This window comes from Kitasatospora sp. NPDC096147 (assembly GCF_044763225.1).
Lineage (GTDB): Bacteria > Actinomycetota > Actinomycetes > Streptomycetales > Streptomycetaceae > Kitasatospora.
This window is the reverse complement of record NZ_JBIWFX010000002.1, coordinates 514,648-538,696: the sequence shown is the minus strand read 5'-3', so window position 1 is coordinate 538,696 and position 24,049 is coordinate 514,648. Positions and strand designations below refer to the sequence as shown.

The following is a 24,049-nucleotide window of genomic DNA, read 5'->3' as shown; positions in this document are numbered from 1 at the left end:
GGAGGCCGCGATGGCGACCGAGGTGCACCTGGCTCAGCAGGTGGAGGCGGACGAGCTGCTGGGGCGGAGCCCGTTGGCGGCGCTGGTCGGGATGCTGCTGGACCAGCAGGTGCCGATGGAGAAGGCGTTCGGCGGGCCCCGGGTGATCCTGGACCGGATGGGCGGGGAGGACCTGGACGCGCACGCGATCGCGGTGTACGACCCGGAGGCGTTCGTCGCGCTCTGCGCGGAGACCCCGGCGGTGCACCGGTACCCGGGGTCGATGGCGAAGCGGATCCAGCAGCTCTGCCAGTACCTGGTGGCGGAGCACGACGGGGACGCGGCGGCGGTCTGGCGGGGCGCGGCGACCGGGGCCGAGCTGCTGAAGCGGCTGGAGGCGCTGCCGGGCTACGGGCGGCAGAAGGCGCAGATCTTCCTGGCGCTGCTGGGCAAGCAGTTCGGCGTGCAGCCGGAGGGTTGGCGGCAGGCGGCGGGGGCGTACGGCGAGGAGGGGGCCTACCGTTCGGTGGCCGACATCACCGGGCCGGAGTCGCTGGTGAAGGTGCGGGCGCACAAGCAGGAGATGAAGGCGGCGGCGAAGGCCGAGAAGGCCGCCAAGGCGGGGAAGGCCGGCTGACCCTCCGGTCAGGGTGGCGGCGGGTCAGCCGACCCTGCGGTACGGGTAGCGGTCGCGGATGTGCGCGTGGAAGTACCGGCCGAGGCTGGGTGCGGCGAGCAGCGCGCGGTACTCGGTCTCGGGCACGTCCGCGTAGGCGTAGACCGAGCCGCTGCGGAACTCCAGCTCCAGCGTCGTGCCCTGGTGGCCGGCGGAGGAGAGGCAGCTGGATTCGACGGGTCGGCGTTCCACGGTGTGCTCCGCCTCCCAGTATGGGCCGGTGGCCACCGCCCGGCAGACGTCCGGCGCCGGACGGACGCCCGGAACGGGCCGGTGGCACCGGGGCGGCGGCCAGGAGTACGCGGTGCACCCCGACCGGCCACCCCCGCGCGCGAACCCCGGCCGATGAAGGTCCGGGACACCGTCCACGGCGGCGGCGGCGCCGCACGCCACCACCCGCGACCCCGAGCAGGCGGCGCGGAGCGCGGCGATACTGACGGCATGTCACCCATGACGGACACCGGGCACCGGCTGCTGGCCGATCTGCTGGCGCTCGGCACCCGCTTCCCGCTGGTGCTCGGCGGCGACTGCGCCGCCCTGGCGCACGGCCTGCCGGACCGCCCGGTGCGGACGGTGGAGCTGGCCACCGCGAGCCCGGTGCCGCTGGCGGAGCTGACCACCCGGGCGGCGGCCGAGCTGGAGGCCCGCGGCTGGGCCGTCCGGGTGCTGGTGGACGATCCGGTGGCCTCGGCGCTGACCGCGGCCGATCCCGGGACGGGCGAGCGGTTCGGGGTGGAGCTGCGGAAGGAGAGCTTCTGGCAGCCGCCGCACCAGGGCCCGGACGGGCCGGTGCTGGCCCTGCCCGACCTCGCCGGGACGAAGGTCCGCGCGCTGGTCGACCGGGGGCTGCCCCGGGACCTGGCGGACCTGTTCGCCCTGGCGGACCGGTGGTCCTACCCGGAGCTGGAGACGCTGGGCGACCGGCACACGGGGGAGCCGGGGCTGGACCCGGCGGAGCTGCAGGCCCGGCTGGCCGAGGCGGGCTGGCGCGAGGCACGGGACCTGGCCCGGCTGGGGCTCACGGCGGAGGAGTCCGCCGCCCTGCGCGACTGGGCGCAGGGCTGGCTGGACGACCTCACGGAGCGGTTGATGGAGCGTCAGGCCCCGGCGGACGCGGACGCGACCGAGGATGAGGACGAGGACGAGGAGAGCGGGGACGGGGCCCCGGGGGCCTGAACCGCCGTCACTTGTAGAACGGCGCGTCGTCCGGGCCGACGTACTCGGGCCGGTACCAACGGGCCGGGCGGAGCGAGTCGGCGATCTCGTCGGCCACCCCGAGCACCGAGGCGAACAGCGCCATCCGGGTCGGGATGCCGGCGTCGGTCTGCCGGAAGACCGCCAGCCGGGGGTCGCGGTTGAGGTCGGCGCTGAGGTCGTTGGAGCCGGGGCGGGAGTCGCGCGGCAGCGGGTGCATGATCACCGCGTCCTCCCGGCAGACCCGGTTCACCAGCGCGCTGTCGATCCGGAACTCGTCGCTGTACGGGACCGGGCGGTCCTTGAAGCGCTCGGTCTGCAGCCGGGTGGTGTACACCAGGTCGGCGTCCTTGAGGCCCAGCGACGGCTGGTCGGTGACCTCGATCCGGTGGCCGCGCTCCTCCGCCAGCTCCAGCAGGTAGGAGGGCATGCCCAGCTCCTCCGGGGCGACGCAGACGATCGTCATGTCCTGGTAGCGGGAGAGCAGCTTGACCAGCGAGTGCACGGTGCGGCCGTGCTTGAGGTCGCCGACCAGGGCGATCCGGCGGCCGTCCATCGGCTTGCCGAGCCGGTCGAACTCGCGGTGCAGGGCGAACATGTCCAGCAGCGCCTGGGTCGGGTGCTCACCCGCGCCGTTGCCGGCGTTGACCACCGGGACGTTGGTGGCGGCGGCGAACTCGTGGATCGAGCTGACCTCGGGGTGACGCATCACCACCAGGTCGGCGTAGCCGGTGACCACCCGGCTGGTGTCGGCCAGCGACTCGCCCTTGGCGATCGAGGTGACCTCGGTGCCGGTGGTGGAGGTGACCCCGCCGCCGAGCCGCAGGAAGGCGGTCTCGCAGCTCAGCCGGGTGCGGGTGGAGGCCTCGAAGAACAGGCTGGCCATCACGGCGCCTTCCAGCACCCGGGTGACCTGCTCGCCCCGGGCGACCGGCACCAGCTGGTCGGCGAGCCGGAACAGCCGCTCCAGGTCCTGCCGCTCGAACTGGTCGCTGGAGAGGATGTGCTTCCCGGTCAGTGACATGGCGGCTGGGTTCTCCCTCGGGCGACGCGCTGGACGCCGCCAGTTTACTGGCCGGTCCCCGGCCGCCGCCCGGGCCCTCCGGGAGCCCGGACGGCGGCCGGGCGCAGGTCAGGGCTGGGCGTACTCGACGGTCAGCAGCGCCCGGCCGAGCGCGTGGTGGGTGAGGTGGAAGCCCACCACGGCGGCCGGGGTGTCCGGGGTGAGGTCCAGCTCGGCGACGTCCAGCGCGTGCACCACGAAGGCGTACCGGTGGGCGGGGCCGGGCGGCGGGGCGGCGCCGTCGTAGCGGTGCCCCGGGAAGTCGTTGCGGACGTGGAACGCGCCGCCGGGCAGCGTGCCGTCCGAGGCCCCGGCGCCGGCCGGGAGCTCGGTGGTGCCGGCCGGGATGTTGACGGCCAGCCAGTGCCACCAGCCGCTGCCGGTCGGCGCGTCCGGGTCGTAGCAGGTGACGGCGTAGCCCAGCGTCCCGGCCGGGGCGCCGCTCCAGGAGAGCTGGGGGGAGGTGTTCCCGGCGGCGTGCACCTGGGCGTCCGGCATGGTGCCACCGTCCGTCAGATCGGCGCTGGTGAGCGCGAACGACGGGACGGGGGGCAGGAATTCGTACGGCAGCGGCGGGCGCTGGCTCATCGCGGAACCTTCCTCGACTTCGACGGCGGGGGTCACTTCGCAGCCTAGGACCTCTAGAGTCACAGGCATGGCAGCCGAACAGACTCCCGCTCCCGACTACGGCCGGATGGTCACCGAGGCCCGACGGGCGTTCTACGTGATGTTCGGGCTGCTCTGCCTGGTCTGGGGGCTGCACCTGGTCAACTGGCTGACCGACTACCGGCTGAGCATCGAGGGCGGCATCCTGCCGCGCGATCCGGAGTCGCTGCCCGACCTGCTCTCCTCCGCCTTCCTGCACTTCAACTGGGAGCACCTGGAAGGCAATTCGGGGCCGCTGTTCATCTTCGGCTTCCTGGCCGCCTACCGGGGCGTCAAGCGCTTCCTCGGCCTGACCGCGCTGCTCACCCTGACCAGCGGTGCGGCGGTCTGGCTGTTCTCCCCCGAGCAGTCCCTCACCGTGGGCGCCAGCGGGCTGGTCTTCGGCTACTTCGGCTACGTGGTGCTGCGCGGTCTGATCGACCGGAACCTGATCGACAGCCTGATCGGCGTCGTGATGGGCGCCTCCTTCGCGTACATCCTGGTCACCGCCGTCCCCGGCACCCCGGGCATCAGCTGGCAGGGCCACCTCGGCGGGCTGGTCGGCGGGCTGGCCGGCGCGTGGATCTTCCGCGAGCGCCGCCGGAAGGCCCCGGCCGCCCCCGGTACCACCGGCACGCCCGGCACCGACGCGCCCGCCCTCCCCGCACAGGCCGCGCCCACCCAGAGCAGCGCCGCGCTGACGGAGCGCCAGCAGCTCCTCAAGGAGCTGGACGACCTGGGCCTTTAGGCCGGCCGGAGGAGCGCGGCCCCGGATCGACGGACCACCGTGCAGGTATAGACCATTGCCCGCCCCCCGGTTAGCGTGGTCGCACCCGCCCGCACCACCGCCGCCCGGAGCCGCCCCGTGGACTCGTCCGTCCTCGCCTTCGCCACCGACCTGATCGACGAGGGCCCCGACACCTTCTTCGGCAACCTCACCGACCGCGCCGGGGTCGGCGGCGTCACCCTGGCCTCGGTCTACCACGAGGCCCGCGACGTCTTCCCGCACAACCCGCACCGGGTGATCCGCTACCTGGAGCCGGGCGCGGCCTACTTCCGCCCCGACCCGGCCCGCTGGGCCGGCCGGCGCCTCACCCCGCTGCCCTCCACCGCGATCGGCGACCGCGACCCGTTCGCCGAGGCGGCCGAGGAGGCGCAGCGGCGCGGCCTGAAGCTGCACGCCTGGACGGTCTTCTGCCACAACGACCGGCTCGGCTTCCGGTACCCCGAGGTCTCCCCGGAGAACGCCTTCGGCGACCGCCACCTGACCGAGCTCTGCCCGGCCAACCCGGAGGTCCGCGCGTACGCGACCACGCTGGTCGGCGAGTTCGCCCGCTACGGGGTGGACGCCATCCGGGCCGAGTCGCTGCACTTCCACGGCCTGCGCCACGGCTACCACCACGAGCGCTACTTCGAGCAGCTCGGCCCGGCCACCGAGGCGCTGCTCGGCCTCTGCTTCTGCGAGCACTGCCGGGCCGCCTTCGGCGACGGCGCCGAGGCCGTCCGCGGCACGGTCCGCGCCGAGATCCGGGCCCGGCTCGCCGACGAGCGGCGGGCCGCCGTCCCGCTCCCGCTGGACGAGCTGGCCGACGGCGCGGTGGCCGCGTACGTGGACGCCTCCGCCCGCACCGTCACCTCGCTGGCCACCGAGGTCGCCGAGGCGGCGGCGGCCGACGGCATGCGGCTCAGCTTCATGGACGGCGGCGGCCCCGGCACCGGCTGGCTCTCCGGCATCGACCTGCCCGCCCTGGCCAAGGGCGTCCAGCAGATCGAGACCCTCGGCTACGCCCGTACCCCCGAGGAGGTCCGCGACAAGGTCGCCGCCTTCGCGGTGCACGGCGTCCGCCCCGAGGAGATGGCCGTCATCCTCCGCCCGATGACCGAGGACTGCGACGGGCCCGCCAACCTGGCCGCCAAGATCGCCGTGCTGCGCGAACTCGGCGTCCCGGAGGTCGAGTTCTACAACTACGGCCTGATGCGGCTCAGCTCGATGGACCGGATCGGCCAGGCCCTGCGCGGCTGACCTCCCGTCACCACCCCGCCGGGAGGGCGCGCCGCCGCGCCGCGCACCCTCCCGGCCCCGGGCCCGTCCCGCGGATCACGCCGGACGCTCACCCACCGGGACACCCGCCGTGCCGCCTCCCGCCGGCCGCCGGCGATCCGCACCCGCTCGCACCCGCCTCCGGCCGGGAGGCCCCGCTCGCGCTCCGACGACGCCCGCCGGTCCGGTGGCCGGGCCTCAGCGCTTGCGCCGGGAGGTCCCGAAGATGCTCCGGGAGATCTCCCGCCCGAGCTGCGTGCCGGCCGAGCGCGCGAAGGACTTCAGCATCGGGTTGTTCAGCAGCGAGTCCATCAGCCCGGGCTCGGGCTTCGGAGCCGGCGGCGCGGGGGCCGGCACCGGCTCGGGCAGCGCCTCCGCCGGCGGCACCGGCTCGGGCTCCGGACGGGCCGTCAGCTTCTCGTACGCGGACTCGCGGTCGATCGCGTCCCGGTACCGGCCGATCAGTGCGGAGCCGTCCACCGCCGCCCGCAGCACCCCCGGCTCCACCGGCCCCATCAGCGACTGCGGCGCGCGCAGCCGGGTGGCCGCGACCGGCGTCGGCGCGCCCTTCTCGGAGAGCACCGTCACCACCGCCTCCCCCGTCCCGAGCCCGGTGAGCACCTCGCCGAGGTCGTAGGCGGCCGACTTCGGGAAGGTGGAGACCGTCGCCTTCAGCGCCTTGGCGTCCTCGGGGGTGAAGGCCCGCAGCGCGTGCTGCACCCGGTTGCCCAGCTGGGCCAGCACGTCGCCGGGCACGTCCTTCGGGGTCTGGGTCACGAAGAAGACGCCCACCCCCTTGCTGCGGATCAGCCGCACCGTCTGGGTGATCGCCTCCAGGAAGCCCTTGGACGCGCCCTTGAAGAGCAGGTGCGCCTCGTCGAAGAAGAACACCAGCTTGGGCTTCTCCGGGTCCCCCACCTCCGGCAGCTCCTGGTAGAGCTCGGCCAGCAGCCACATCAGGAAGGTGGAGAACAGCCGGGGCCGGTCCTGCACGGCCGGCAGCTCCAGCAGCGAGACGATCCCGCGCCCGTCCGGGGCGCACCGCAGCAGCTCCGCGATGTCGAACTCCGGCTCGCCGAAGAACGCCCCGGCCCCCTCGTTCTCCAGCACCGTCAGCGAGCGCAGGATCACCCCGGCGGTCGCGGCCGAGAGCCCGCCGATCCCCTTCAGCTGCTCCTTGCCCTCCGGCGAGGTGAGGAAGGTGATGACCGCCGAGAGGTCCTTGAGGTCGTAGAGCTCCAGGCCGTTCCGGTCGGCGAAGTGGAAGATCAGCGAGAGCGAGGCCTCCTGGGTCTCGTTCAGCTCCAGCACCTTGGACAGCAGCAGCGGCCCGAAGCTGGTCACGGTGGCCCGCAGCGGGACGCCGTCGCCCAGGCCGCCCAGGGCGTAGAACTCGGCCGGGCAACCCTGCGCCGACCAGACCTGACCGACCTCGGCGGCCCGGCCGGCCACCTTCTCGTTCGCCTGCCCGGGGGCCGAGATGCCGGAGACGTCGCCCTTCACGTCGGCCAGGAAGACCGGGACGCCCTGGGCGGAGAGCTGTTCGGCGATCAGCTGGAGGGTCTTGGTCTTGCCGGTGCCGGTCGCCCCGGCGACCAGGCCGTGCCGGTTCAGCGCGCCGAGCGGGATGCGGACCGGCGCCGCGGGGTGGGCGGTGCCATCCAGCAGCACCGCGCCGAGCTCCAGGGCCGGCCCGGTGAAGGCGTACCCGGCCGCGATCTCCCGGACCGCTCCCGGCAGATCGTCGTCGGACGGCACGCCGGCGGTCCGGCCCGTGGTCTGGTCCGTGGTCATCTCGGCAGGCTCCCCGCAGTGCGAACGGATCGTCAGAAGGACACCCCCATAAAAGGGATCTTTCCTATGTAATCCCGATGAATCACCGAACGCAGGCCGGGCGGCGCTTGCTGTGCCCGGGGGCGGCGTGACGGTAGGCTTTCCGTGTGATCTTCAAGCGCATCGGCAACGCACGGCCGTACCCGGATCACGGCCGTACCACCACCCGCCAGTGGGCGGACGTCGCACCGCGCCCGGTGCGGCTGGACCAACTGGTCACCACCAAGGGCCAGCTGGACCTGGAGACCCTCCTGGCGGAGGACTCCACCTTCTACGGGGACCTCTTCGCCCACGTGGTGAAGTGGCGCGGCGACCTCTACCTGGAGGACGGCCTGCACCGCGCGGTCCGGGCCGCGCTCCAGCAGCGCCAGGTGCTGCACGCCCGCGTCCTGGAGATGGACTGACCCTCCGTCACCCCCCCCGGGGCGGCTCGCTGCCGACGTCCGTTCGGGCGCCGGTACATCCTTTCGAGTGCCCGGGTACTCCAGATGATGATCATTTAGTACCTCCGGGCCGGGAGTGGCACTAATCTGCTGATTACGGCCGCAAGCTCCGGCAATCCGCCCCCGTCGGCCGTACCCGCCGATGACCCTTGCCCTGGCACGAGGGGGAGACCGACCCGTGAGCATGTTGACTCCCCAGGGACTGAAGGGGAAGCAGTACCGGATCACCGGTAACTCCTACCCCCGCCTTGGACGCCCGCCGAAGAAGAGCCGCAAGATCCTTGCCGCGATCGGCGCCGCACTGGCCCTGGCCCTGATCGCCCTCGGCGGCGTGCAGCTGGTGGACATCTTCTCCGGCAAGAAGGGCGGCACCGCGCAGGCGTGCGCCTCCCCGAACGCCACCGTCTCCGGCAAGCCGCTCGCCGCCCCCGAACCGGCCGGCTCGCCGGCCGCCACCCCGGCCGCACCGGCCGCGGGGGCCACCTCCACCGCCGTACCGCAGCCGAACGCCGTGACGGTGAACGTCTACAACGCCACCGCCAAGTCCGGTCTCGCGGCCCGCACCGCCGAGGAGTTCAAGAAGCGCGGCTTCACCATCGGCAAGGTCGGCAACGCGCCGGCCAACGTCGAGAAGCTGCCCACCACCACCGTCCAGGTGATCAGCGGCCCGGCCGGCCTCGGCAGCGCCACCCTGCTCGCCTCCCAGGTCGGCGGCGCCACCAAGTCGGCCGACACCCGGGTCGACGGCTCGGTGGACGTGGTGGTCGGCGACGCCTTCACCGCCCTGCTCGAACCGGCCCAGGCCGCCGAGGCGCTGGCGCTGGCCACCAAGCCCTCGCCGAGCCCGACCCCGGTGCCCGGCAACTGCTGACGGCAACTGCTGACCGGCAGCTGCTGACCGGCCGTCAAGCGCGAGGAGGGCCCCACCCCTGGCCGGGGGTGGGGCCCTCCTCGCGTCCGTCGGGCTGCCCGGCTCAGCCGGCCGTGCCGTACAGGCGGTCGCCCGCGTCACCCAGGCCCGGCACGATGTAGCCGTTCTCGTTCAGCCGCTCGTCCACCGCGGCGGTCACCACGGTGACCGGCAGACCGGCGAGCTCACGCTCCATCACCTCGACGCCCTCCGGCGCCGCCAGCAGCACCACGGCGGTGACGTCGGTGGCGCCCCGCTCGATCAGCATCCGGATCGCCGCGACCAGGGTGCCGCCGGTGGCCAGCATCGGGTCCAGCACGTACACCTGACGGCCCGAGAGGTCGTCCGGCATCCGGGTGGCGTAGGTGGAGGCCTCGAGGGTCTCCTCGTTCCGCACCATGCCGAGGAAGCCGACCTCGGCGGTCGGCAGCAGCCGGGTCATGCCGTCCAGCATGCCGAGACCGGCCCGCAGGATCGGCACCACCAGCGGGCGCGGGTAGCTGAGGCGGGTCCCGGTGGTGACGGCGACCGGGGTGGTGATCTCCACCGCGTCGGTCCGCACGTCCCGGGTGGCCTCGTAGGCGAGCAGGGTGACCAGCTCGTCGGTGAGGCGACGGAAGGTCGGGGAGTCGGTGCGCTCGTCACGCAGGGTGGAGAGCTTGTGGGCCACCAGCGGGTGGTCGACGACATGGAGACGCATGTTCCGACCATAACGGGCATCGGCACACCCGTACGACCAGCCGGGCCGCACCCACCCCCACCTGCGGGCTTCGGCACCCGTCCGCCCCTCCCCCGGTGACCCCGGGGGCCGGAACCGCGTTCCTGCTGTGGTATTTACCGGACACATCTGGGAAAGTCGGACCCTATGAAGAGCAGCACCCCGGCACCCGGGCCTCGCTCGACAGAGGAGCCCGAGGTCCCGCACGAGACCGAAGCCGAACGCCGCCGCCGGCGCGCAGTCTTCCTGCGCGAGCTGGCCGAGGCCCGTGAGCTCCGCGCCAGGGTGCAACCACGGCGCACCAAGGAGCGCAGGATGCGCGAAGCCCTCCGGATGCGAACCTTCCGAATCTGACGGTGCGCCGGTCATTCCGACACGACCTGCGAAGACGCGCTGCCGAACACTCCCCGCAGCGCCGGGCTTTCTGTCACGATGCCGGAGGGACGGTCCGCACACGGGCCGCACCCGGCGCGGGGGCGGCCAGGCCGCGCCCGTTCCGAGATCGCCGACAGCCGAGACCAATCTTGGGAGAGTCCCTGGTGGCGTACTTCGCTGCAGTGCTTGCTCGCACCTCCGGCGGGTGGGACGTGAGCGAGACAGAACTGGACGACGTCGAGACCCTGACCGACCTGGCCGACCTGGCCCGGGAGGCCGCCCAGGACGACGACAGCGTCCTGATCTTCATCGAGCAGGAGGACGCGTGGTTCGCCGTCCTCCGGGTGGACGGCGAGGAGGATCCGCGGATCTTCGTCTCGGACGGGGCCGCCGCCGCCCGCAGCTCCTACGGCTCGATCCTCACCGACGAGCTCCTCGACCGGGGCGCCGACGACTTCGACGAGCTCGACCGCCTGGTCGACCTCGACGAGGACGCCGAGGCCGACGCCGAGGACTCCGACGACGAGGACTCCGCCACCGGCCACGGCGGCGTCCCGATCGGCCCGCTCGGCGACCCCGAGCTGCTCGCCGACTTCGGGCTGGCCGCCGACGGCCTGCGCGAGCTCAGCGGCGAGGGCGCGCTGCCCGGCGACGCCCTCGGTGAGATCGCCGAGGCGATCGGCTGCGGCGAAGTCCTGGAGGCGGTCCGCTGAGGCCCTGAGGGCCGCATGCCCGACACTGGTCCCATGCAGATCGCCCCGCTCCCGGCCCCCGTACGCCCCGACCCGGTACGCGACCGCTGGACGGACGCGATGCGCCTCGCCATCGACGAGGCCGCACTCGCCACCGCCACCGGGGACGTACCGGTCGGGGCGCTCGTGCTCGGCCCCGACGGCACCGTCCTCGGCCGCGGCCACAACGTCCGCGAGGCCCTCGGCGACCCCACCGGCCACGCCGAGGTGGTCGCCATCCGGCAGGCCGCCGCCGCCCTCGGCGAGTGGCGCCTCAGCGGCTGCACACTGGTGGTCACCCTCGAACCCTGCACCATGTGCGCCGGCGCCATCGTCCTCTCCCGCCTCGACCGCGTCGTCTACGGCGCCCACGACGACAAGGCCGGCGCCGCCGGCTCCCTCTTCGACGTCGTCCGCGACCGCCGCCTCAACCACCGCCCCGAGGTCATCCCCGGCGTCCTCGCCACCGCCTGCGCCGACCAGCTCCGCACCTGGTTCGACACCCACCGCTGAACGGATTTCGTCCGAGCCCGCCCCGTCCGGTAGAGTCTCGTCTCGGTAGCGTGTCCGAGCGGCCAAAGGAGCACGCCTCGAAAGCGTGTGTGGGGGCAACTTCACCGTGGGTTCGAATCCCACCGCTACCGCCAGAAGCCCGAAGGGCCCCGATCCACCGGATCGGGGCCCTTCGGCGTTCCCCACTTCCGAGAGGCGTGCACCGATGCCCTCTTCGCTGACGTCCCGCATCGACGGCCTGTCGATCCAGCACCCGCACCGGCCGCTTCTGCTGCTCTGGGCGATCGACCAGGCCCTGCGAGGACGGCCGAGGCTCCAGCACTGGTCGGTCATCCGGGAGGAGACGGACGCCCTGCTGGCCGAGTACGGGCGGTCGGACGGAGCGCTCTACCCGTTCTGGGTGCTGCACCTCAACGGCCTCTGGGAGATCGAGGGTGCCGGCACGCTGCCGCTCACCAGCGGCGGCCGGCGGCCCTTGGTGAGCGCCTTGAACGCGCCGGACCCGCTCGCCGGGCTGCCCCCGGAGGACCACGCCCTGCTACTGGCGGACCGTCAACTGGCCGACGAGATCACCGAGTCCCTGCTGGAGCGCCACCTCGATCCGGTGCCGGCCGGGGTGGCGGCACGCATCGGCTGGCACGGCCCGGGGCCGGCGGACGAGGTGGTGGTGTCCCCGTCGTCCCCCGAGCAGACGGCAGCGCGCTACCGGAGCCTCAAGCGTTCGGCCCACGCCTCAGCCGAGCGGCGGGGCGAGGACCGCAGCGCACCGGTCGGCGGTGAGCGCCCGAAGCGGACGCGGTCCGCCCGGCGGGCCGTGCTGCTGCGCTCGGGCGGCAGGTGTGAGAACCCGGGCTGCCTCGGCCACCCGGACGAACTGACGGACCGCGGGGCGCCCCTGCTGGAGGTGGACCACCTCAACGGGCTGGCGGCGACCGGCGAGGACGTCCCGGAGCTGATGATCGCGCTCTGCCCCAACTGCCATGCCCTGAAGGGCCGGGGCCGGCACCGGCACCGGCTCCTGGAGGTGCTGGCAGCAGCCGTCGCGGAGAAGGACGCCGCCCTGGAACGCCTGGGCGCGGGCATGCAAGAGGCCCCGCACTCGGGGCTTTGACCACCGTGGCCCGGGGTGAGTGCGAGGCCTGTTGAGGGGGCAGCCGTCCCGGGGGGACGGACGGCTGCCCCGGGCGGAGGTCCCACAACCGGGGTCGTGTCGGGGGGAAGCCACGACGCCCGGTCCCACAGCGGGGAGCTCCGGTCCTCGTACCGCGGATTCCTGCCAGATCCCTCGGTACGTGTTCCATCCTGCTGGACGGGGTGGGGGCGGGCGAGCGGAGAAGGGCCCGTCTTGGGGGGACCTTCGTCCCGGAGGGTGAACGGGGTGCCGACCTGATGGGCCGTCCGGTCGATAAGCTGCTCGGGGATTGGGCCGGGCGGGCTAGCGGGAGGCGGCGAGCAGGGTGGCGCAGGCGAAGAGGATCGGGATGTGGCTGCTGCTGATCTTCGTGATCTACACGGTGATCACCTCCCCGACCAGGGCGGCCGAGCTGGTGCAGTCGGGCTTCGTCGGGATCTCGGACGCGGCCAAGGCGATCGGGACGTTCATGACCGGGCTGGTCAGCTAGCGGACGCGCGGACGGGGCCGGACGGGCGGCGGCTACGGTGGGCGGGCAAGCAGCACACACCCTCGACCGCTGGGAGCGGCATCGTGATTCGGCATCTGGTCCTGTTCAGGCTCAACGACGGCGTCGGCAAGGACGACGAGCGTGCGGTGGCCGGCGCGAAGGCGTTCGAGGAGCTCGGCGGGCTGATCTCCGAGCTGCGCGAGTGGGAGTGCGGCTGGAACACCACCGAGCGGGACATCGCCTACGACTACGCGATCAACAGCCTGGTGGAGGACCGCGAGGCGCTGGCCGCGTACCTGGGCCACCCGGCCCATCAGGCAGCCGCCGGACAGTGGCGTGAGTTCGCCACCTGGGTGATCGCGGACATCGAGGTCTGAGCCCGTCCGACCGAAAGGTCGTACCGGAAGTACCCTTCGGCCCCCTGGCACGCACCGTGCCAGGGGGCCGTTCCGCACCCCGACAGCTCTCCCGACCATCCGCCAACACGCCTAAGACGGGTGCTTGCTCACGATGTGCACGACTTGTGATGCTATGACCGTTTTTGCCGGACCTGGCGCGAGGTGATGACGGGCAGCGGACCACGACCGGTGGGACGGGCCGCAGGACGTGGGAGGGGTGGCGTGGCCGTGCGGACGCAGGACAGTCAGGACAGCAGTGCGCCGGAGGCCGTCGAGCAGGAGCCCCCCGTGGCGGAGGGCGGGCCGGTGGAGGTGCGCGGCGGCACCGGCCGGGGCCAGGTCGACGTCCGGACGCTGACCCGGGTGCTCTTCGAGCGGCTGGCCGAGCTGCCGCCGGGAGCGCCGGAGCGGGACCGGGTGCGGGCGGCGCTGATCGAGGCGAACATCCCGCTGGTGCGCTACGCGGCGACCCGCTTCCGCAGCCGGAACGAGCCGATGGAGGACATCGTCCAGGTCGGCACCATCGGCCTGATCAACGCGATCGACCGCTTCGACCCGACCCGGGGCGTGCAGTTCCCGACCTACGCGCTGCCGACCATCCTGGGCGAGATCAAGCGCTACTTCCGGGACAACGTCCGGACCATGCACGTGCCGCGCCGGCTCCAGGAGCTCTGGGTCCAGGTCAGCGGCGCGATGGAGGAGTTGACGGTCACTCACGGGCGCTCGCCCAAGGTGCCGGAGATCGCGGCCAACCTGCGGATCCCGGAGGAGGACGTCCGGGCCTGCCTGGCGGCCGGGCGGGCGTACAACGCGGCCTCGCTGGAGGCGGCGCAGGAGCACGAGGGCGGACTGGCCCTGCTGGACCGGCTGGGCTACGAGGACTCGGCGCTGGCCGACGTGGAGCACCGGGACATGGTGCGGCACCTGCTGGTGCAACTGCCCGAGCGGGAGCGGCGGATCATCATGCTCCGGTTCTTCGCGAACCTGACGCAGTCCCAGATCTCCACCGAACTCGGTATGTCGCAGATGCACGTCTCCCGGCTACTGTCCAGAATCCTGACCCGCCTGCGGACCGGGAACTCCTGGGAGGAGTGACGTCCGGGTGGGTAGCCGTGCGTCACTGCGGCGTGACATCTTGCGACGTTCGGGTTTGCCGGGGCTCCTGGGCCGGTATGGAGCTGGAGGGGTAGTCCGACGGCGGGAACTGTCGCTGGGTAGTGCCCGTTGTACAGTCGGTCACGAGGGGGTGGAGCATGTCCGCAGAACTGGGCAGCGCGGAGGGCCACGGCACGGCCGTCACGCTCGCGTCGGTGGCAGTGCCGCAGCCGGGGACGGCACCCGGGCCGGAGACGGTCGTGGTGGGCATCCCCACCCAGCCGACCCAGGCCCACCCGACCCAGGCCCACCCGGCCCAGGCCCACCCGGCACCGGCCCACCCGACCGCCGGGGAGCCGACCGGGCAGGACGCCCCCGCGCAGGACACCGCCGGACAGGACGACCCCGGACAGGCGGCCGCGAGGGCTCCCGAGAAGGGCCTGGACACCCGGACGCTGTCCCGCTCGCTGTTCGCCCGGCTGGCCGGGCTGGAGGCAGGGAGCGACGAGCACACCTACGTCCGAGACACCCTGATCGAGCTCAACCTTCCGCTTGTCAGGTACGCCTCCGCCCGCTTCCGCAGCCGGAACGAGCCGATGGAGGACATCGTCCAGGTCGGCACCATCGGCCTGATCAAGGCGATCGACCGCTTCGACCCGGAGCGCGGGGTGGAGTTCCCGACCTTCGCGATGCCGACCGTGGTCGGCGAGATCAAGCGCTTCTTCCGGGACACCAGCTGGTCGGTCCGGGTGCCCCGGCGGCTCCAGGAGCTGCGGCTGGCGCTGACCAAGGCCGGCGACGAGCTCTCGCAGAAGCTGGACCGCTCGCCCACCGTGGCCGAGCTCGCGGTCTTCCTCGGCGTCAGCGAGGAGGACGTGGTCGAGGGCCTGGCGGTGGGGAACGCGTACACCGCCTCCTCGCTGGACTCCACACCCGGCGAGGAGGACGGCGACGGGCCGCTGGCCGACCGGCTGGGCTACGAGGACTTGGCGCTGGAGGGCGTCGAGTACCGCGAGTCGCTCAAACCACTGCTGGCCAAGCTGCCACCGCGCGAGCGCCGGATCATCATGCTCCGGTTCTTCGGCGGGCTGACGCAGTCTCAGATCGGCGAGGAGATCGGCATCTCGCAGATGCACGTCTCGCGGCTGCTCACCAAGACCCTGACCCAGCTGCGGAACGGGCTGATCAGCGAGTAGCCGGGCTGCCCGCCCGGTCGATCCGCCGGGCGGGCGGGCCCGCTCAGGCCAGCAGGTTGGCGCGCAGCCCGGCCAGCACGGCGTCGTCCAGGCCGAGGCCGTCCCGCCAGAAGTGCCCGAAGTCGTCCCAGCCGGCCTCGACCTCGGCGAAGGCGGCGTCCAGGAAGGCGCGATCGGCCCGGAGCACCGGCAGCAGCAGCGAGGGGTCGGCCATCAGGCCGGAGGTGCCGAAGCTCTCCATCAGGTGGTCGACCACCTTGGCGGAGCGCTCGTTGGTGAGCAGGTAGTCCTGGTAGACCGTCTCGCGGTCCACGCCGAGCGCGGTGAGGGCGAGGGCGGCCACCCAGCCGGTGCGGTCCTTGCCGGCCGAGCAGTGGAAGAGCAGCGGCACTCCGTCCGGTGCGGCCAGCAGCCGGAGCACCTCGGCGAACCGCTCGCGGGCCACCGGGGAGGTGACGAACCAGCGGTAGAGGCCGATCATGATGCCGGCCGCCCGGCCGTCGCCGAGCAGCTCCCGCTGGCGGGCCGGGTCGCGGTCGGCCAGCGCGTCGCGCAGGGCCACGTAGACGTCGAAGTCGGCGGCGAAGACCGGCAGGTGGTGGAGCGTCAGCTCGCCGTCCACGGTGAGCGCGGTGGCGGACAGCTCGGCCTGCTCCAGCTCGGGCAGGGCGGCCACCGGCAGGCCGGGGATCCGGTCCGCGCCGGCCTCCCGGACCTCGCCGAAGCTGCGCAGGTCGACCACCCGGCGCACCCCCGCGGCCAGGAGCGCGGCGCCGTCCTGCTCGGTCAGCCGGTGCAGCGCGTCGGCGCGCAGCGCCACGCCGGAGCGGACCAGCGAGCCGTCCTCGGTGCGGTAGCCGCCGAGGTCGCGGGCGTTGGAGGCACCGGCCAGTCCGAGGCTGCGGGCTTGCTCGATCGACTGGGTCACGGGGGCCTCCGGGGCATGCTGGAACAGGCGTACGGGTCTTCCGCGCCAGTCTAGGCTGGCGCGGCTCCGTACCCCGGAGGGTGCCCCGGCCGTCGGCCCGGCGGGAAGGCGGGCAGGACGACCGGGCCGGTGCGCGACGGCAGGCCGGTGCGTAGCGGCACGACCGGGCCGGCGGGGCGGCCCGTGGAGCGACGTGCCGCTACGCGGAGGTCACTTGACGGCCAGCCAGATGACGGCGCCGAGGATCGCGAGGCCGAGCACGGTGAGGCCGATCACCAGGCCGGTGCGGCTGCTGCCGCCCGAGCTGCCGTAGGTGGTCACCGAACCGGGGGCCTGCGGCGCCGGGGTCTCGTCGACGAAGGCCCGGAACATCTGGGTGCTGCCGGCGGGGTCGTAGTCGTTGTCAGCCATGGCACGGACTCTAGCCAACTCCGCAGGTCGTGGGACACCCCGGACCCCCTCGTTCGTGGCGGCCGGTGGGTGCACTGCTACGGGCGTACGACGGCCCTGTGAAGAGGTGTGGAGAACCCGCGCGGACCCGGGCGCGGTGGGGTTGGATCGCCCCATGACCGACATCCTCAGTGACGCTCCCCACCGGGTGACCCTCGGTGCCTCGGACCTCTCCGTCTCCCGGCTCGCGCTCGGCGGCAACGTCTTCGGCTGGACCGCCGACCGGGACGCCTCCTTCGCCGTGCTGGACGCCTACGCGGCGGCCGGCGGCAACTTCGTGGACACCGCCGACGTCTACTCGGCCTGGGTGCCGGGCAACACCGGCGGCGAGTCCGAGGTGATCATCGGCGAGTGGCTGCGCACGCGGGGCGGCCGGGACGGCGTGGTGGTCGCCACCAAGGTCGGCGCGCACCCGGAGGCGGAGGGCCTCTCGGCGGCCACCGTGCGCTCGGCCACCGAGGCGTCGCTGCGCCGGCTCGGCCTGGACCACATCGACCTGCTCTACACCCACCGGGACGACCTCGGCACGCCGGTGGCCGAGATCGTCGGCGTGCTGGACGAGCTGGTCAAGGAGGGCAAGGTGCGGGCGGTGGCCGCCTCCAACATCGGCGCGGACCGGCTGGCCGAGTCGCTGGAGCACTCCGCCGCCGAGGGCCTGGCGGCCTACGTCGCGGTGCAGCCGAACTACAGCCTGGTCTCGCGCGGCACCTACGAGGGCGGGCTGGCGAAGGTGGTGGCCGACCACGGGCTGGCCGCCGTGCCGTACTACGCGCTGGCCTCCGGCTTCCTGACCGGCAAGTACCGGCCGGGTGGCCCGGAGGTGGCGAGCGCCCGCGCGGTCGGCGCCTCCCGCTACCTGACGGAGGGTCGGGGCCTGGACGTGCTGGACGCGCTGGACCGGATCGCCGGGGAGCGCGGGGCGGAGCTCGCCAGCGTGGCGCTGGCCTGGGTGGCGGCGCAGCCGACCGTCGCGGCGCCGATCGCCAGCGCCCGGACGGTGGAGCAGCTGCCGGCCCTGCTGGCGGGCGTGCGGCTGGAGCTGACGGCGGAGGAGCTGGAGCTGCTGGAGGCCGCGTCGGCGGTCGGCTGAGCGGTCGGCCGATCGGCCATGCGGCGGTCGGCCATGCGGCGGTCGGCCGGGCGTGGGGCGGCTGGTGCCCCACGCCCGGCCGGGTGCTCGACCTGCCGGGCGCTCGACCGACCGGGTGGTCGACCGACCGGTCAGGGACGGCCGAGATGGGTCGGGAAGTAGCCCTTGCTGAGGGTGGAGATCCGGATCGTGGTACCTGGACGGGCCGCCTCCAGGAACGTACCGTCGCCCAGGTAGATGCCCACGTGGTGGATGCCTGAGGCGCGGCTGCTGTTGGACCAGAACAGCAGGTCACCGCGCCGGAGTTGGCCGGCGCTCACCGGCGTGGTGGCGGCGTACTGGTCGTCGGCCACCCGGGGCAGCGAGACGCCGGCCCGGCGGTAGGCCTGCTGCACCAGGCCCGAACAGTCGTATCCGGAGGGGCCGTTGCCGCCCCAGACGTAGGGCTTGCCGAGCTGGGCGGTGGCGTAGGCGATGGCCGTCTCGACCGAGGAGGACGCGGGCGGCTGCGGCGTCGGCTGTGGGGTCGGCTGCGGCGTCGGGGGCTTCGGCTGCTGCGGCTGGGACGTACCGGTACGGGAGGTGTAGACGGAGAGGTGGCTGGTCCAGCGCCACTCACCGGCGGCGTTCTTGAACCAGTACCTGGAGCCGTCCCAACCCTGCTTGATGCCACCGGAGTTGACCGTACGGTCCGGGGCGCTGCCGGTCCTGGCCTGGTAGACGGAGAGGTGGCTGGTGTAGCGCCACTCGCCCGAGGCGTTCTTGAACCAGTACTTCGAGCCGTCCCAACCCTGGGTGCCCGCAGCCGCGCTGGCGTTCGCGGCGCCCAGACCGAGGCCGACCGTGCCGGCACCGGCCAGCACCGTGGTCGCCACGCAGGTGGCGCGCACCGCCCGGTGTATTCGCCCCGGATCCGCCGCCGACCGGGCGGCGGCCTCCTGCCGCCGGGCCTGCTGCCGGCAGGGCGGACACCCGCACGCGGCGTCCTCCACGGCGACCTCGGAGAAGCCGATCAGGTCGGGGTCGGTGGCTGTCTTCACGCGCGCTTTCCTTCCTTGCGCCCGGCCCGGACGGCCGGGGACGGCACGGGGGCGGACACCCCGGCGGGGGCCACGAAGGCGACCAGCAGGTGCTCCATCAGCGCGCTGCGAGCCGCCTCGTCCAACTCGTGGGCGGTGGCCCGCTCCAGGCGACGGACGGCCAGCGCGGCGGCCTCCACCGCGTCGTCCACCATCACGGTGCGCAGCCCCGCGTCCAGGTCGGCGAGCCGGCGGCGGCGCATCGAGTCGGCCACCTCGGGCGCGTAGTCCAGCGAGATCGGCTGCACCGAGTACGCCTCGATCCCGGCCGGGGCCACCTCGGCGGCCAGCGCTCGGGTGAGCTCGTCGGCGAACCAGTGACCGTCCCGGAGGGCGGGCCCCGGCGCGGAGTTGGAGTCACAGGGCAGGGCACTCGCGGTCCGGGTGAGCACCGCGTGCACCTGCTCCCGCAGGTACGCCTCGTGCTCGGCGATCCCGAGGGCGGCCCGGGCGGTGTCCCGCACCCGCCAGACGATCAGCAGCCGGACCACGATCGGGGTACCGGTGCGGTCGGTGACGTGGACCGGCTCGCTGCGCCAGTGCCGGAGCCGGACGTCCACCCGGCGGCGGCGGAACAGCGGGTTGACCCAGAGCAGGCCGGTACGGCGGACGGTGCCCCGGTACCTGCCCCACCGGGTCAGCACCCGGGTCTCGCCGCCCGCGTTGGCCAGCAGGCCGGCGAGGACGAGGACCACCGTCAGACCGGCGGCGGCGACCGCCGCCACCGAACCGGCGGTGACCTCGGGACTCCCGCTCCGCCTGGCAGCCTCGCTGCGGAGGTCCGGCAGGCCGGCCAGGTGCGGGAGCACTCCGGCCCGGGCCAGCACCAGCAGGACCCCGGCCACCCCGGTCAGCAGCACCAGCAGGGCGAGCCAGCCCGGCAGCGAACGGGCCCGGAACTCCCGGAGATTGGCATCGGCACGGGGCGGGCGACGGGCGGCCCGACCCTCGGTGGCCACCCCGGTGACGGCTGCGCCCTCCACGGTGGGCGGGTCGGCGATCGGCGTGGCGGCCGGCGCGTCGACCGGCGTGGCGACCGGCGTGGCGACCGGCGTGGCGATCTCCACGGTGGGCGCCTGCGGGTCAGCGGTCGGCGTGGCGTCGGCCGCCCGGTCGGCGATCGGCGCGGCGGGGGACGGCGCGGCGGCGGCCTGCTCCTCGGCGGCGACCGGATGCACCTTGATCAGCGGACGGGCGACCGCACCGGCCACCGCCCGGCTGAGCGGCGTGGCGCCACCGCTCCGCAGCAGTTCGGGACGGCCCGGGAGAGCGGGCGGCCAGCTCTCGGGGCGCGGGGAGGGTTCACGGGTGACGTCCATGCACGGGTTCCTTGAGGGTCGGTGTGTCGCGCAACGGGCGGCCCGGAACGGGTCGGGCGGTGCCGAGTTCAGGCTAGGTTGATAAGTCATCAAATGCGACATAAGCGGCGTGGCGTGTCGAGCATATCTGACGGCGCGTCGGGCGACGCGCCGTCAGATTCCGCAGCTCAGCGGCGTCGTCGCCCGCCGCTGCCCCGGCTGAGCACTCGCTTGGCCAGCAGACCCAGCGCGGTCGCCACGAGCAGCAGCCCGAAGGCCCCGGTCCGCCAACTCTCCGCCTCGCTCATGGCGCCGACCGGCGGGGCGGCCAGGTTCCGCGACTCGGGCCCGGTCTCACTGGGCGAGGGTGCCGGCTCCGCAGCCGGTGCCGGCGGCCCGGCCGCCTCGATCACCGGGGCCTCGTCCGCCGGAGCGCCGCCCGGCTCCGGGGACACGGCCACCGAGGTGGCACCGGCGGCGGAGGCCGACACGTGCGGGGACGGAGAGGCCGACGGGGACGGGGACGAAAGGGTCGAGGGGGAAGGCGACGGCGACGGGGTGGCCGATGGCGACGCCTCGGCGGAGGCAGCCGGAGATGCGGGCGGAACCACCGCCACGGATGGCGTAACTGACGGCGCGTCGGTCCGCGTGTCGCTCGGCGCGGACGGAGTCACCGACGGCGACGGCGTGGAGATCGTGGGAGTGGCCGACACGACCGGGGCCGCTGGTTCCGACGAGGGCGCGGCCACCGGAACGGCCGACTCCGAGGAGACCGGGCCACCCGGTTCCGGGGTGGTGGACGGAGAGGCCGAGGGCTTGGCCGAGACCGGGCCGCCCGATTCCGATGGCGTGGCGGACGGGGAGGCCGAGGCCGACGGCTCCACGGGGACCGCAGGCGACGGTGCGGCCGGAGCGGACACCGTCGGCACGGCGGGGGAGGCCGACGGGGAAGCGTCCGGCGGCGAGGGGTCAGTACCGCCCCCGGGCACCACGATGGGCACGATCACGGCCAGCTCGTCGGGGGTCAACACCGGCTCGGTGAAGGGAGGTTCGACCGGCTCACCGGACGGGCTCGGCTGAGCGGAGGCCGGCACCATCGGGAGCAGCGACGGCGAACCGGACGGCAGCGGGAGGGTGCCGGCTTCGGTCGGCCCGGACGGCGAGACGGACGGCGAAGCGGGGGGCGCCTCGGGAGAGGTCGAGGCCGACGGGGACCCGGCGGCCACGGCGGAGGCCGAGACGGACGGTGAAGCCGACACGGACGAACTCTCCGAGGGTGACGCGGAGGGAGTCGGCTCCGGTGAAGGCGACGGAGACGAAGACGGAGACGGCGAGGGCGACGGGGACGGCGAAGCGGACGGCGAGGGCGAGGGCGACGGCGCACCGGACGGCGAGGGCGACGGCGACTCGACCGGAGCCTCCGACGGCGACGGCGACACCGCCGTCGGACGGACCGTCAGGTCGGCCGCGTCCGCCGAAGCCGTGTTCCCCGCCCGGTCGGTGGCCGTGACCACCACCGACCACGCGCCCTCCGCGAGGTCCCGGGCCGCCGTGCAGCTCCAGGCCCCGTCCGCCCCGGTGACGGCGGTGCAGAGCACGAACCGCTCTCCCGCCGCCCGGGGCCGGGCGGTGACGGTGACGGTGGAGCCGGGCTCGGCGCGCCCGGTGAGGCGGGGGCGGGCGGTGTCGAGGACGGCTCCGGAGGCGGGGGAGCCGAGTTGGGGGCGGGGCGGGGCGACGGTGTCGACCACCAGCGGGACGGGCTTGCCGGCCGTGCGGTTGCCCGCGCCGTCGGTGGCGGCGGCGGTGAGCTGGTGGGGGCCGTCGGCGAGGTTCTCGACCGGGAGGCAGGACCAGGTGCCGTCGTCCTGGGTGGCGGAGCTGCACAGCTCACCGGCCGCCCGGTCGGCCCCGGGCCCGCGGGGGGCGTCCACCACCGAGACGGTGGTGCCGGGGTCGGCGGTGCCGGTGAGCAGTAGGCCGGGGTCGTTGGTGTACTCGGGCAGGGTGAACTGCGGGGCGCGCGGTGGATCGGTCTTGACGGTGAGTCGGATCTCCTCGCCGCGCAGCACCACCCCGCCCCGGGTGGTCTCCACCGGCACCAGGACGTGCTCACCGCTCCGGAGCGGCTGGTCGGGCCGGCAGGCCCAGCCGCCGTCCCGGGCGACGGTGGCGCGGCAGAGTTCGCGCTCGCCCTCCAGCACCGCGACGGTGGCCCCGGCGACCCCGGCCTCGCCCCGGATCTCCGGGCGGGCGTCGGCCAGCACGCTGCCGCTGACCGGTCCGGTGATCTCCGGCCGGGCGGCGCCCACGGTGAGCCGGACCTTCTGGTCGAGCACCTCGCCGGAGTCGGCGAAGCCGCCCGGGTTGACCACCTGGGCCGCCGCGTGGGCGAGCCGGAGCCGGGCCCAGGTCTCCCCCGCCGCCGCGTTGCCCGGCACGATCCACTCCAGCCGGGCGGCCCGCTGACCGGGCGTCACCTCCGCCTGCACCCGCTCGGTGGCGTCGAACCGTCCGTTGTGGTCGAAGTCGATCCAGCCCGCCAGGGTGGCCGGCCCGGAGGCGGCGGCGACCGGGACGGTGGCGGTGTAGTAGCGCCCGATCGCGGCCTCGGCGGGGAGGTCCACCGTCGGGTCGGGGCCCTGGTAGTCGCCCCGGCCGGGCTGCGGGCCGCCGGCGCTCGGCCGTTCGAAGGTGCTGCGGCGGGATTCGCCGCCGTCCAACTCGACCATCGGCTGGGAGCGTTCGAGCACCGCCTCGGGCTCCTGCGGGCCGGCCGGGCCCTCCGGCACCAGCGGCCGGGCCACGGTGGCGGTGGCGGGCCGCGCCCCGGGGGTGGCGGTGCGGCCGAGGAAGAGGTCGGAGACCAGGTGCGAGGCGTTGGTGTAGCCCTGCGGCGCGCTGCCGACGCCCTCGTCCAGGGTCACCGTGTACGCCTGCCGGAGCGCGGCGGGGGCGGGCGCCGAGCCGCCCCGGGCGGTGCTGCGCTGCTCCAGTCGGAAGGTCACCGTGGAGACGGTGCCGGAGAGTTCGACGGTGCCCTGCCCCGGTCCCTGGGCGACCTCGGCCCCCTCCCCGGCGTCGGCCGGGGTGAGGGCGTTGTCCGAGACCGTCCAGCCCGGCCAGTCGGTGCGGGCGACCAGGCTGGGGGCGCTCGGGCTGCCGCCCGTGACGGTCAGCCGGCTCACCGTGGAGGTGCTGCCGTTCCGTCCGGTGGCCTGCGCGGCCAGGCCGCTCAGGTGCAGCCGGGGATTGCGCACCGGCCCGGAGAAGGACAGCTGGAGCGTTCCGAGGGTGCGCCAGGAACCGTCCGCGGTGGGCCGTTCCAGCCCGAGTTCGAACGCGGTGGCCGGATCACCGCCGCGCAGTCCGTCGGCGTACCCGCCACCGCCGGTGGCGAGCTTTCCGGTAGCGCCTTTCGCGGTCACTCCCGGGAGGGGGGAGAAATCCAGCTGCACCCGCAGTCCGGAAGGCAGTGCGGCCCGGCGTTCGGCGGACCACGAGTCGGGTGTCTGCTGGGCCACGGCCGCCGGGCCGAGCAGGGGTGAATTCCAGCCGATCAGCAGCCCGGTGGCGAGCACGGCGGCCATTCGGCGGCCGATTCCGGCCCGGCGGGAGCGGCCTGGCACCGCAGGTGCGGCGGGTCGGCCCGAGCGGGTGGCTGACGACGCGTCGGCGGGGCGGAGCTGTCGGCTCATCCGGCTCTCTCCTTCGGTGTCGGCCGCCAACCGGCGCGGCAGGCATAAGTTCTGACAAAACGGAATCACGACAT

25 protein-coding genes and 1 tRNA gene are annotated in these 24,049 nt (G+C 74.1%); 16 read left to right on the top strand and 10 right to left on the bottom strand.

From position 1 onward, the window contains the following. Window positions 1-10: 10 nt before the first annotated feature. Window positions 11-616: an HhH-GPD-type base excision DNA repair protein gene (locus ACIRBX_RS07980; RefSeq protein ID WP_402294493.1), complete on the top strand. Its 606-nt coding sequence runs from the start codon at window positions 11-13 to the stop codon at window positions 614-616. A gap of 24 nt (window positions 617-640) precedes the next feature. Here ACIRBX_RS07980 and ACIRBX_RS07975 read toward each other — a convergent pair whose 3' ends face one another. Next, window positions 641-847: a KTSC domain-containing protein gene (locus tag ACIRBX_RS07975; protein WP_402294492.1), complete on the bottom strand. Its 207-nt coding sequence runs from the start codon at window positions 845-847 to the stop codon at window positions 641-643. A 249-nt stretch (window positions 848-1,096) separates the two neighbouring features. On the opposite strand from ACIRBX_RS07975, the gene ACIRBX_RS07970 reads away from it, so the two are divergent. Further along, window positions 1,097-1,831, top strand: coding sequence for a nucleotidyl transferase AbiEii/AbiGii toxin family protein (locus ACIRBX_RS07970; protein WP_402294490.1), 735 nt, complete (start codon window positions 1,097-1,099; stop codon window positions 1,829-1,831). A 7-nt stretch (window positions 1,832-1,838) separates the two neighbouring features. Here the strand turns inward: ACIRBX_RS07970 and pyrB are convergent, their stop codons facing one another. Further along, complete coding sequence (pyrB, locus tag ACIRBX_RS07965; protein ID WP_402294489.1) at window positions 1,839-2,873, bottom strand: aspartate carbamoyltransferase; 1,035 nt, start codon at window positions 2,871-2,873, stop codon at window positions 1,839-1,841. A gap of 108 nt (window positions 2,874-2,981) precedes the next feature. Beyond that, complete coding sequence (locus ACIRBX_RS07960) at window positions 2,982-3,500, bottom strand: YbhB/YbcL family Raf kinase inhibitor-like protein (protein WP_402294487.1); 519 nt, start codon at window positions 3,498-3,500, stop codon at window positions 2,982-2,984. Between the two features lie 67 nt (window positions 3,501-3,567). Between ACIRBX_RS07960 and ACIRBX_RS07955 the strand changes: the two genes are divergently transcribed. Beyond that, window positions 3,568-4,305, top strand: a complete 738-nt coding sequence (locus tag ACIRBX_RS07955; RefSeq protein ID WP_402294485.1) for a rhomboid family intramembrane serine protease — start codon at window positions 3,568-3,570, stop codon at window positions 4,303-4,305. 117 nt (window positions 4,306-4,422) lie between these two features. Further along, complete coding sequence (locus tag ACIRBX_RS07950) at window positions 4,423-5,580, top strand: hypothetical protein (protein ID WP_402294483.1); 1,158 nt, start codon at window positions 4,423-4,425, stop codon at window positions 5,578-5,580. Between the two features lie 216 nt (window positions 5,581-5,796). Here the strand turns inward: ACIRBX_RS07950 and ACIRBX_RS07945 are convergent, their stop codons facing one another. After that, window positions 5,797-7,392, bottom strand: a complete 1,596-nt coding sequence (locus ACIRBX_RS07945; RefSeq protein ID WP_402294481.1) for a helicase HerA-like domain-containing protein — start codon at window positions 7,390-7,392, stop codon at window positions 5,797-5,799. A 146-nt stretch (window positions 7,393-7,538) separates the two neighbouring features. Here ACIRBX_RS07945 and ACIRBX_RS07940 point away from each other — a divergent pair, with 146 nt between their 5' ends. Together ACIRBX_RS07940 and ACIRBX_RS07935 are read left to right on the top strand one after the other, a co-directional pair. Further along, a complete protein-coding gene (locus ACIRBX_RS07940) occupies window positions 7,539-7,835 on the top strand; it encodes a type II toxin-antitoxin system VapB family antitoxin (protein WP_402294480.1) in 297 nt (98 codons plus the stop codon). Between the two features lie 223 nt (window positions 7,836-8,058). Continuing rightward, a complete protein-coding gene (locus ACIRBX_RS07935) occupies window positions 8,059-8,745 on the top strand; it encodes a LytR C-terminal domain-containing protein (RefSeq protein ID WP_402295268.1) in 687 nt (228 codons plus the stop codon). A gap of 103 nt (window positions 8,746-8,848) precedes the next feature. On the opposite strand, the gene upp is transcribed toward ACIRBX_RS07935, so the two are convergent. Beyond that, complete coding sequence (gene upp, locus ACIRBX_RS07930; RefSeq protein WP_402294478.1) at window positions 8,849-9,484, bottom strand: uracil phosphoribosyltransferase; 636 nt, start codon at window positions 9,482-9,484, stop codon at window positions 8,849-8,851. A gap of 165 nt (window positions 9,485-9,649) precedes the next feature. Between upp and ACIRBX_RS07925 the strand changes: the two genes are divergently transcribed. The 9 genes from ACIRBX_RS07925 to ACIRBX_RS07885 all read left to right on the top strand — a co-directional run bounded on the left by ACIRBX_RS07925 (window position 9,650) and on the right by ACIRBX_RS07885 (window position 15,432). Continuing rightward, on the top strand, window positions 9,650-9,856 hold the full coding sequence (locus tag ACIRBX_RS07925) for a hypothetical protein (protein ID WP_345287121.1): 207 nt from the start codon (window positions 9,650-9,652) through the stop codon (window positions 9,854-9,856). A 185-nt stretch (window positions 9,857-10,041) separates the two neighbouring features. Further along, window positions 10,042-10,590: a tRNA adenosine deaminase-associated protein gene (locus tag ACIRBX_RS07920; RefSeq protein ID WP_402294476.1), complete on the top strand. Its 549-nt coding sequence runs from the start codon at window positions 10,042-10,044 to the stop codon at window positions 10,588-10,590. A 33-nt stretch (window positions 10,591-10,623) separates the two neighbouring features. Next, window positions 10,624-11,121 (top strand): tRNA adenosine(34) deaminase TadA, encoded by a 498-nt coding sequence (gene tadA / locus ACIRBX_RS07915; protein WP_402294475.1) that lies wholly within the window; start codon window positions 10,624-10,626, stop codon window positions 11,119-11,121. Window positions 11,122-11,165: 44 nt separating this feature from the next. After that, window positions 11,166-11,255 (top strand) — tRNA-Ser (locus ACIRBX_RS07910). Between the two features lie 71 nt (window positions 11,256-11,326). After that, the gene (locus ACIRBX_RS07905; RefSeq protein WP_402294473.1) at window positions 11,327-12,232 is read left to right on the top strand and encodes a hypothetical protein; all 906 of its coding nucleotides are present in this window, start codon (window positions 11,327-11,329) and stop codon (window positions 12,230-12,232) included. Window positions 12,233-12,578: 346 nt separating this feature from the next. After that, window positions 12,579-12,743, top strand: a complete 165-nt coding sequence (locus tag ACIRBX_RS07900; RefSeq protein WP_402294471.1) for a hypothetical protein — start codon at window positions 12,579-12,581, stop codon at window positions 12,741-12,743. 83 nt (window positions 12,744-12,826) lie between these two features. Further along, entirely contained in the window at window positions 12,827-13,120 is a 294-nt protein-coding gene (locus tag ACIRBX_RS07895; RefSeq protein WP_402294469.1) for a Dabb family protein, read from the top strand. Between the two features lie 186 nt (window positions 13,121-13,306). Next, a complete protein-coding gene (locus ACIRBX_RS07890; protein ID WP_402294467.1) occupies window positions 13,307-14,236 on the top strand; it encodes an RNA polymerase sigma factor SigF in 930 nt (309 codons plus the stop codon). Window positions 14,237-14,394: 158 nt separating this feature from the next. Then, window positions 14,395-15,432, top strand: coding sequence for a SigB/SigF/SigG family RNA polymerase sigma factor (locus ACIRBX_RS07885; RefSeq protein ID WP_402294465.1), 1,038 nt, complete (start codon window positions 14,395-14,397; stop codon window positions 15,430-15,432). A 43-nt stretch (window positions 15,433-15,475) separates the two neighbouring features. Here ACIRBX_RS07885 and ACIRBX_RS07880 read toward each other — a convergent pair whose 3' ends face one another. Then, window positions 15,476-16,360, bottom strand: coding sequence for a tyrosine-protein phosphatase (locus ACIRBX_RS07880; RefSeq protein WP_402294463.1), 885 nt, complete (start codon window positions 16,358-16,360; stop codon window positions 15,476-15,478). 210 nt (window positions 16,361-16,570) lie between these two features. After that, window positions 16,571-16,771 carry a hypothetical protein gene (locus ACIRBX_RS07875; protein ID WP_402294461.1) on the bottom strand — a complete coding sequence of 67 codons (201 nt, stop codon included), beginning with the start codon at window positions 16,769-16,771 and terminating at the stop codon, window positions 16,571-16,573. 154 nt (window positions 16,772-16,925) lie between these two features. On the opposite strand from ACIRBX_RS07875, the gene ACIRBX_RS07870 reads away from it, so the two are divergent. Further along, window positions 16,926-17,900 carry an aldo/keto reductase gene (locus tag ACIRBX_RS07870; RefSeq protein WP_402294460.1) on the top strand — a complete coding sequence of 325 codons (975 nt, stop codon included), beginning with the start codon at window positions 16,926-16,928 and terminating at the stop codon, window positions 17,898-17,900. Between the two features lie 131 nt (window positions 17,901-18,031). On the opposite strand, the gene ACIRBX_RS07865 is transcribed toward ACIRBX_RS07870, so the two are convergent. From ACIRBX_RS07865 to ACIRBX_RS07855, 3 genes are all read right to left on the bottom strand, one after another. Beyond that, the gene (locus tag ACIRBX_RS07865; RefSeq protein ID WP_402294458.1) at window positions 18,032-18,940 is read right to left on the bottom strand and encodes a C40 family peptidase; all 909 of its coding nucleotides are present in this window, start codon (window positions 18,938-18,940) and stop codon (window positions 18,032-18,034) included. Next, window positions 18,937-20,298, bottom strand: coding sequence for an SPFH domain-containing protein (locus ACIRBX_RS07860; RefSeq protein ID WP_402294456.1), 1,362 nt, complete (start codon window positions 20,296-20,298; stop codon window positions 18,937-18,939). The genes ACIRBX_RS07865 and ACIRBX_RS07860 overlap by 4 nt, the downstream gene beginning before the upstream one ends. A 167-nt stretch (window positions 20,299-20,465) precedes the next feature. Continuing rightward, entirely contained in the window at window positions 20,466-23,975 is a 3,510-nt protein-coding gene (locus ACIRBX_RS07855; RefSeq protein ID WP_402294455.1) for an Ig-like domain-containing protein, read from the bottom strand. Between the last annotated feature and the right edge of the window lie 74 nt (window positions 23,976-24,049).

Coding starts and splice junctions, on each gene's coding strand:
- tadA (WP_402294475.1), top strand. CDS start 10,624: ATGCAGATCGCCCCGCTCCCGGCCCCCGTACGCCCCGACCCGGTACGC.
- ACIRBX_RS07860 (WP_402294456.1), bottom strand. CDS start 20,298: ATGGACGTCACCCGTGAACCCTCCCCGCGCCCCGAGAGCTGGCCGCCC.
- ACIRBX_RS07945 (WP_402294481.1), bottom strand. CDS start 7,392: ATGACCACGGACCAGACCACGGGCCGGACCGCCGGCGTGCCGTCCGAC.
- ACIRBX_RS07935 (WP_402295268.1), top strand. CDS start 8,059: ATGTTGACTCCCCAGGGACTGAAGGGGAAGCAGTACCGGATCACCGGT.
- ACIRBX_RS07875 (WP_402294461.1), bottom strand. CDS start 16,771: ATGGCTGACAACGACTACGACCCCGCCGGCAGCACCCAGATGTTCCGG.
- ACIRBX_RS07955 (WP_402294485.1), top strand. CDS start 3,568: ATGGCAGCCGAACAGACTCCCGCTCCCGACTACGGCCGGATGGTCACC.
- upp (WP_402294478.1), bottom strand. CDS start 9,484: ATGCGTCTCCATGTCGTCGACCACCCGCTGGTGGCCCACAAGCTCTCC.
- pyrB (WP_402294489.1), bottom strand. CDS start 2,873: ATGTCACTGACCGGGAAGCACATCCTCTCCAGCGACCAGTTCGAGCGG.
- ACIRBX_RS07925 (WP_345287121.1), top strand. CDS start 9,650: ATGAAGAGCAGCACCCCGGCACCCGGGCCTCGCTCGACAGAGGAGCCC.
- ACIRBX_RS07890 (WP_402294467.1), top strand. CDS start 13,307: ATGACGGGCAGCGGACCACGACCGGTGGGACGGGCCGCAGGACGTGGG.
- ACIRBX_RS07980 (WP_402294493.1), top strand. CDS start 11: ATGGCGACCGAGGTGCACCTGGCTCAGCAGGTGGAGGCGGACGAGCTG.
- ACIRBX_RS07855 (WP_402294455.1), bottom strand. CDS start 23,975: ATGAGCCGACAGCTCCGCCCCGCCGACGCGTCGTCAGCCACCCGCTCG.
- ACIRBX_RS07870 (WP_402294460.1), top strand. CDS start 16,926: ATGACCGACATCCTCAGTGACGCTCCCCACCGGGTGACCCTCGGTGCC.
- ACIRBX_RS07970 (WP_402294490.1), top strand. CDS start 1,097: ATGTCACCCATGACGGACACCGGGCACCGGCTGCTGGCCGATCTGCTG.
- ACIRBX_RS07905 (WP_402294473.1), top strand. CDS start 11,327: ATGCCCTCTTCGCTGACGTCCCGCATCGACGGCCTGTCGATCCAGCAC.
- ACIRBX_RS07960 (WP_402294487.1), bottom strand. CDS start 3,500: ATGAGCCAGCGCCCGCCGCTGCCGTACGAATTCCTGCCCCCCGTCCCG.
- ACIRBX_RS07885 (WP_402294465.1), top strand. CDS start 14,395: ATGTCCGCAGAACTGGGCAGCGCGGAGGGCCACGGCACGGCCGTCACG.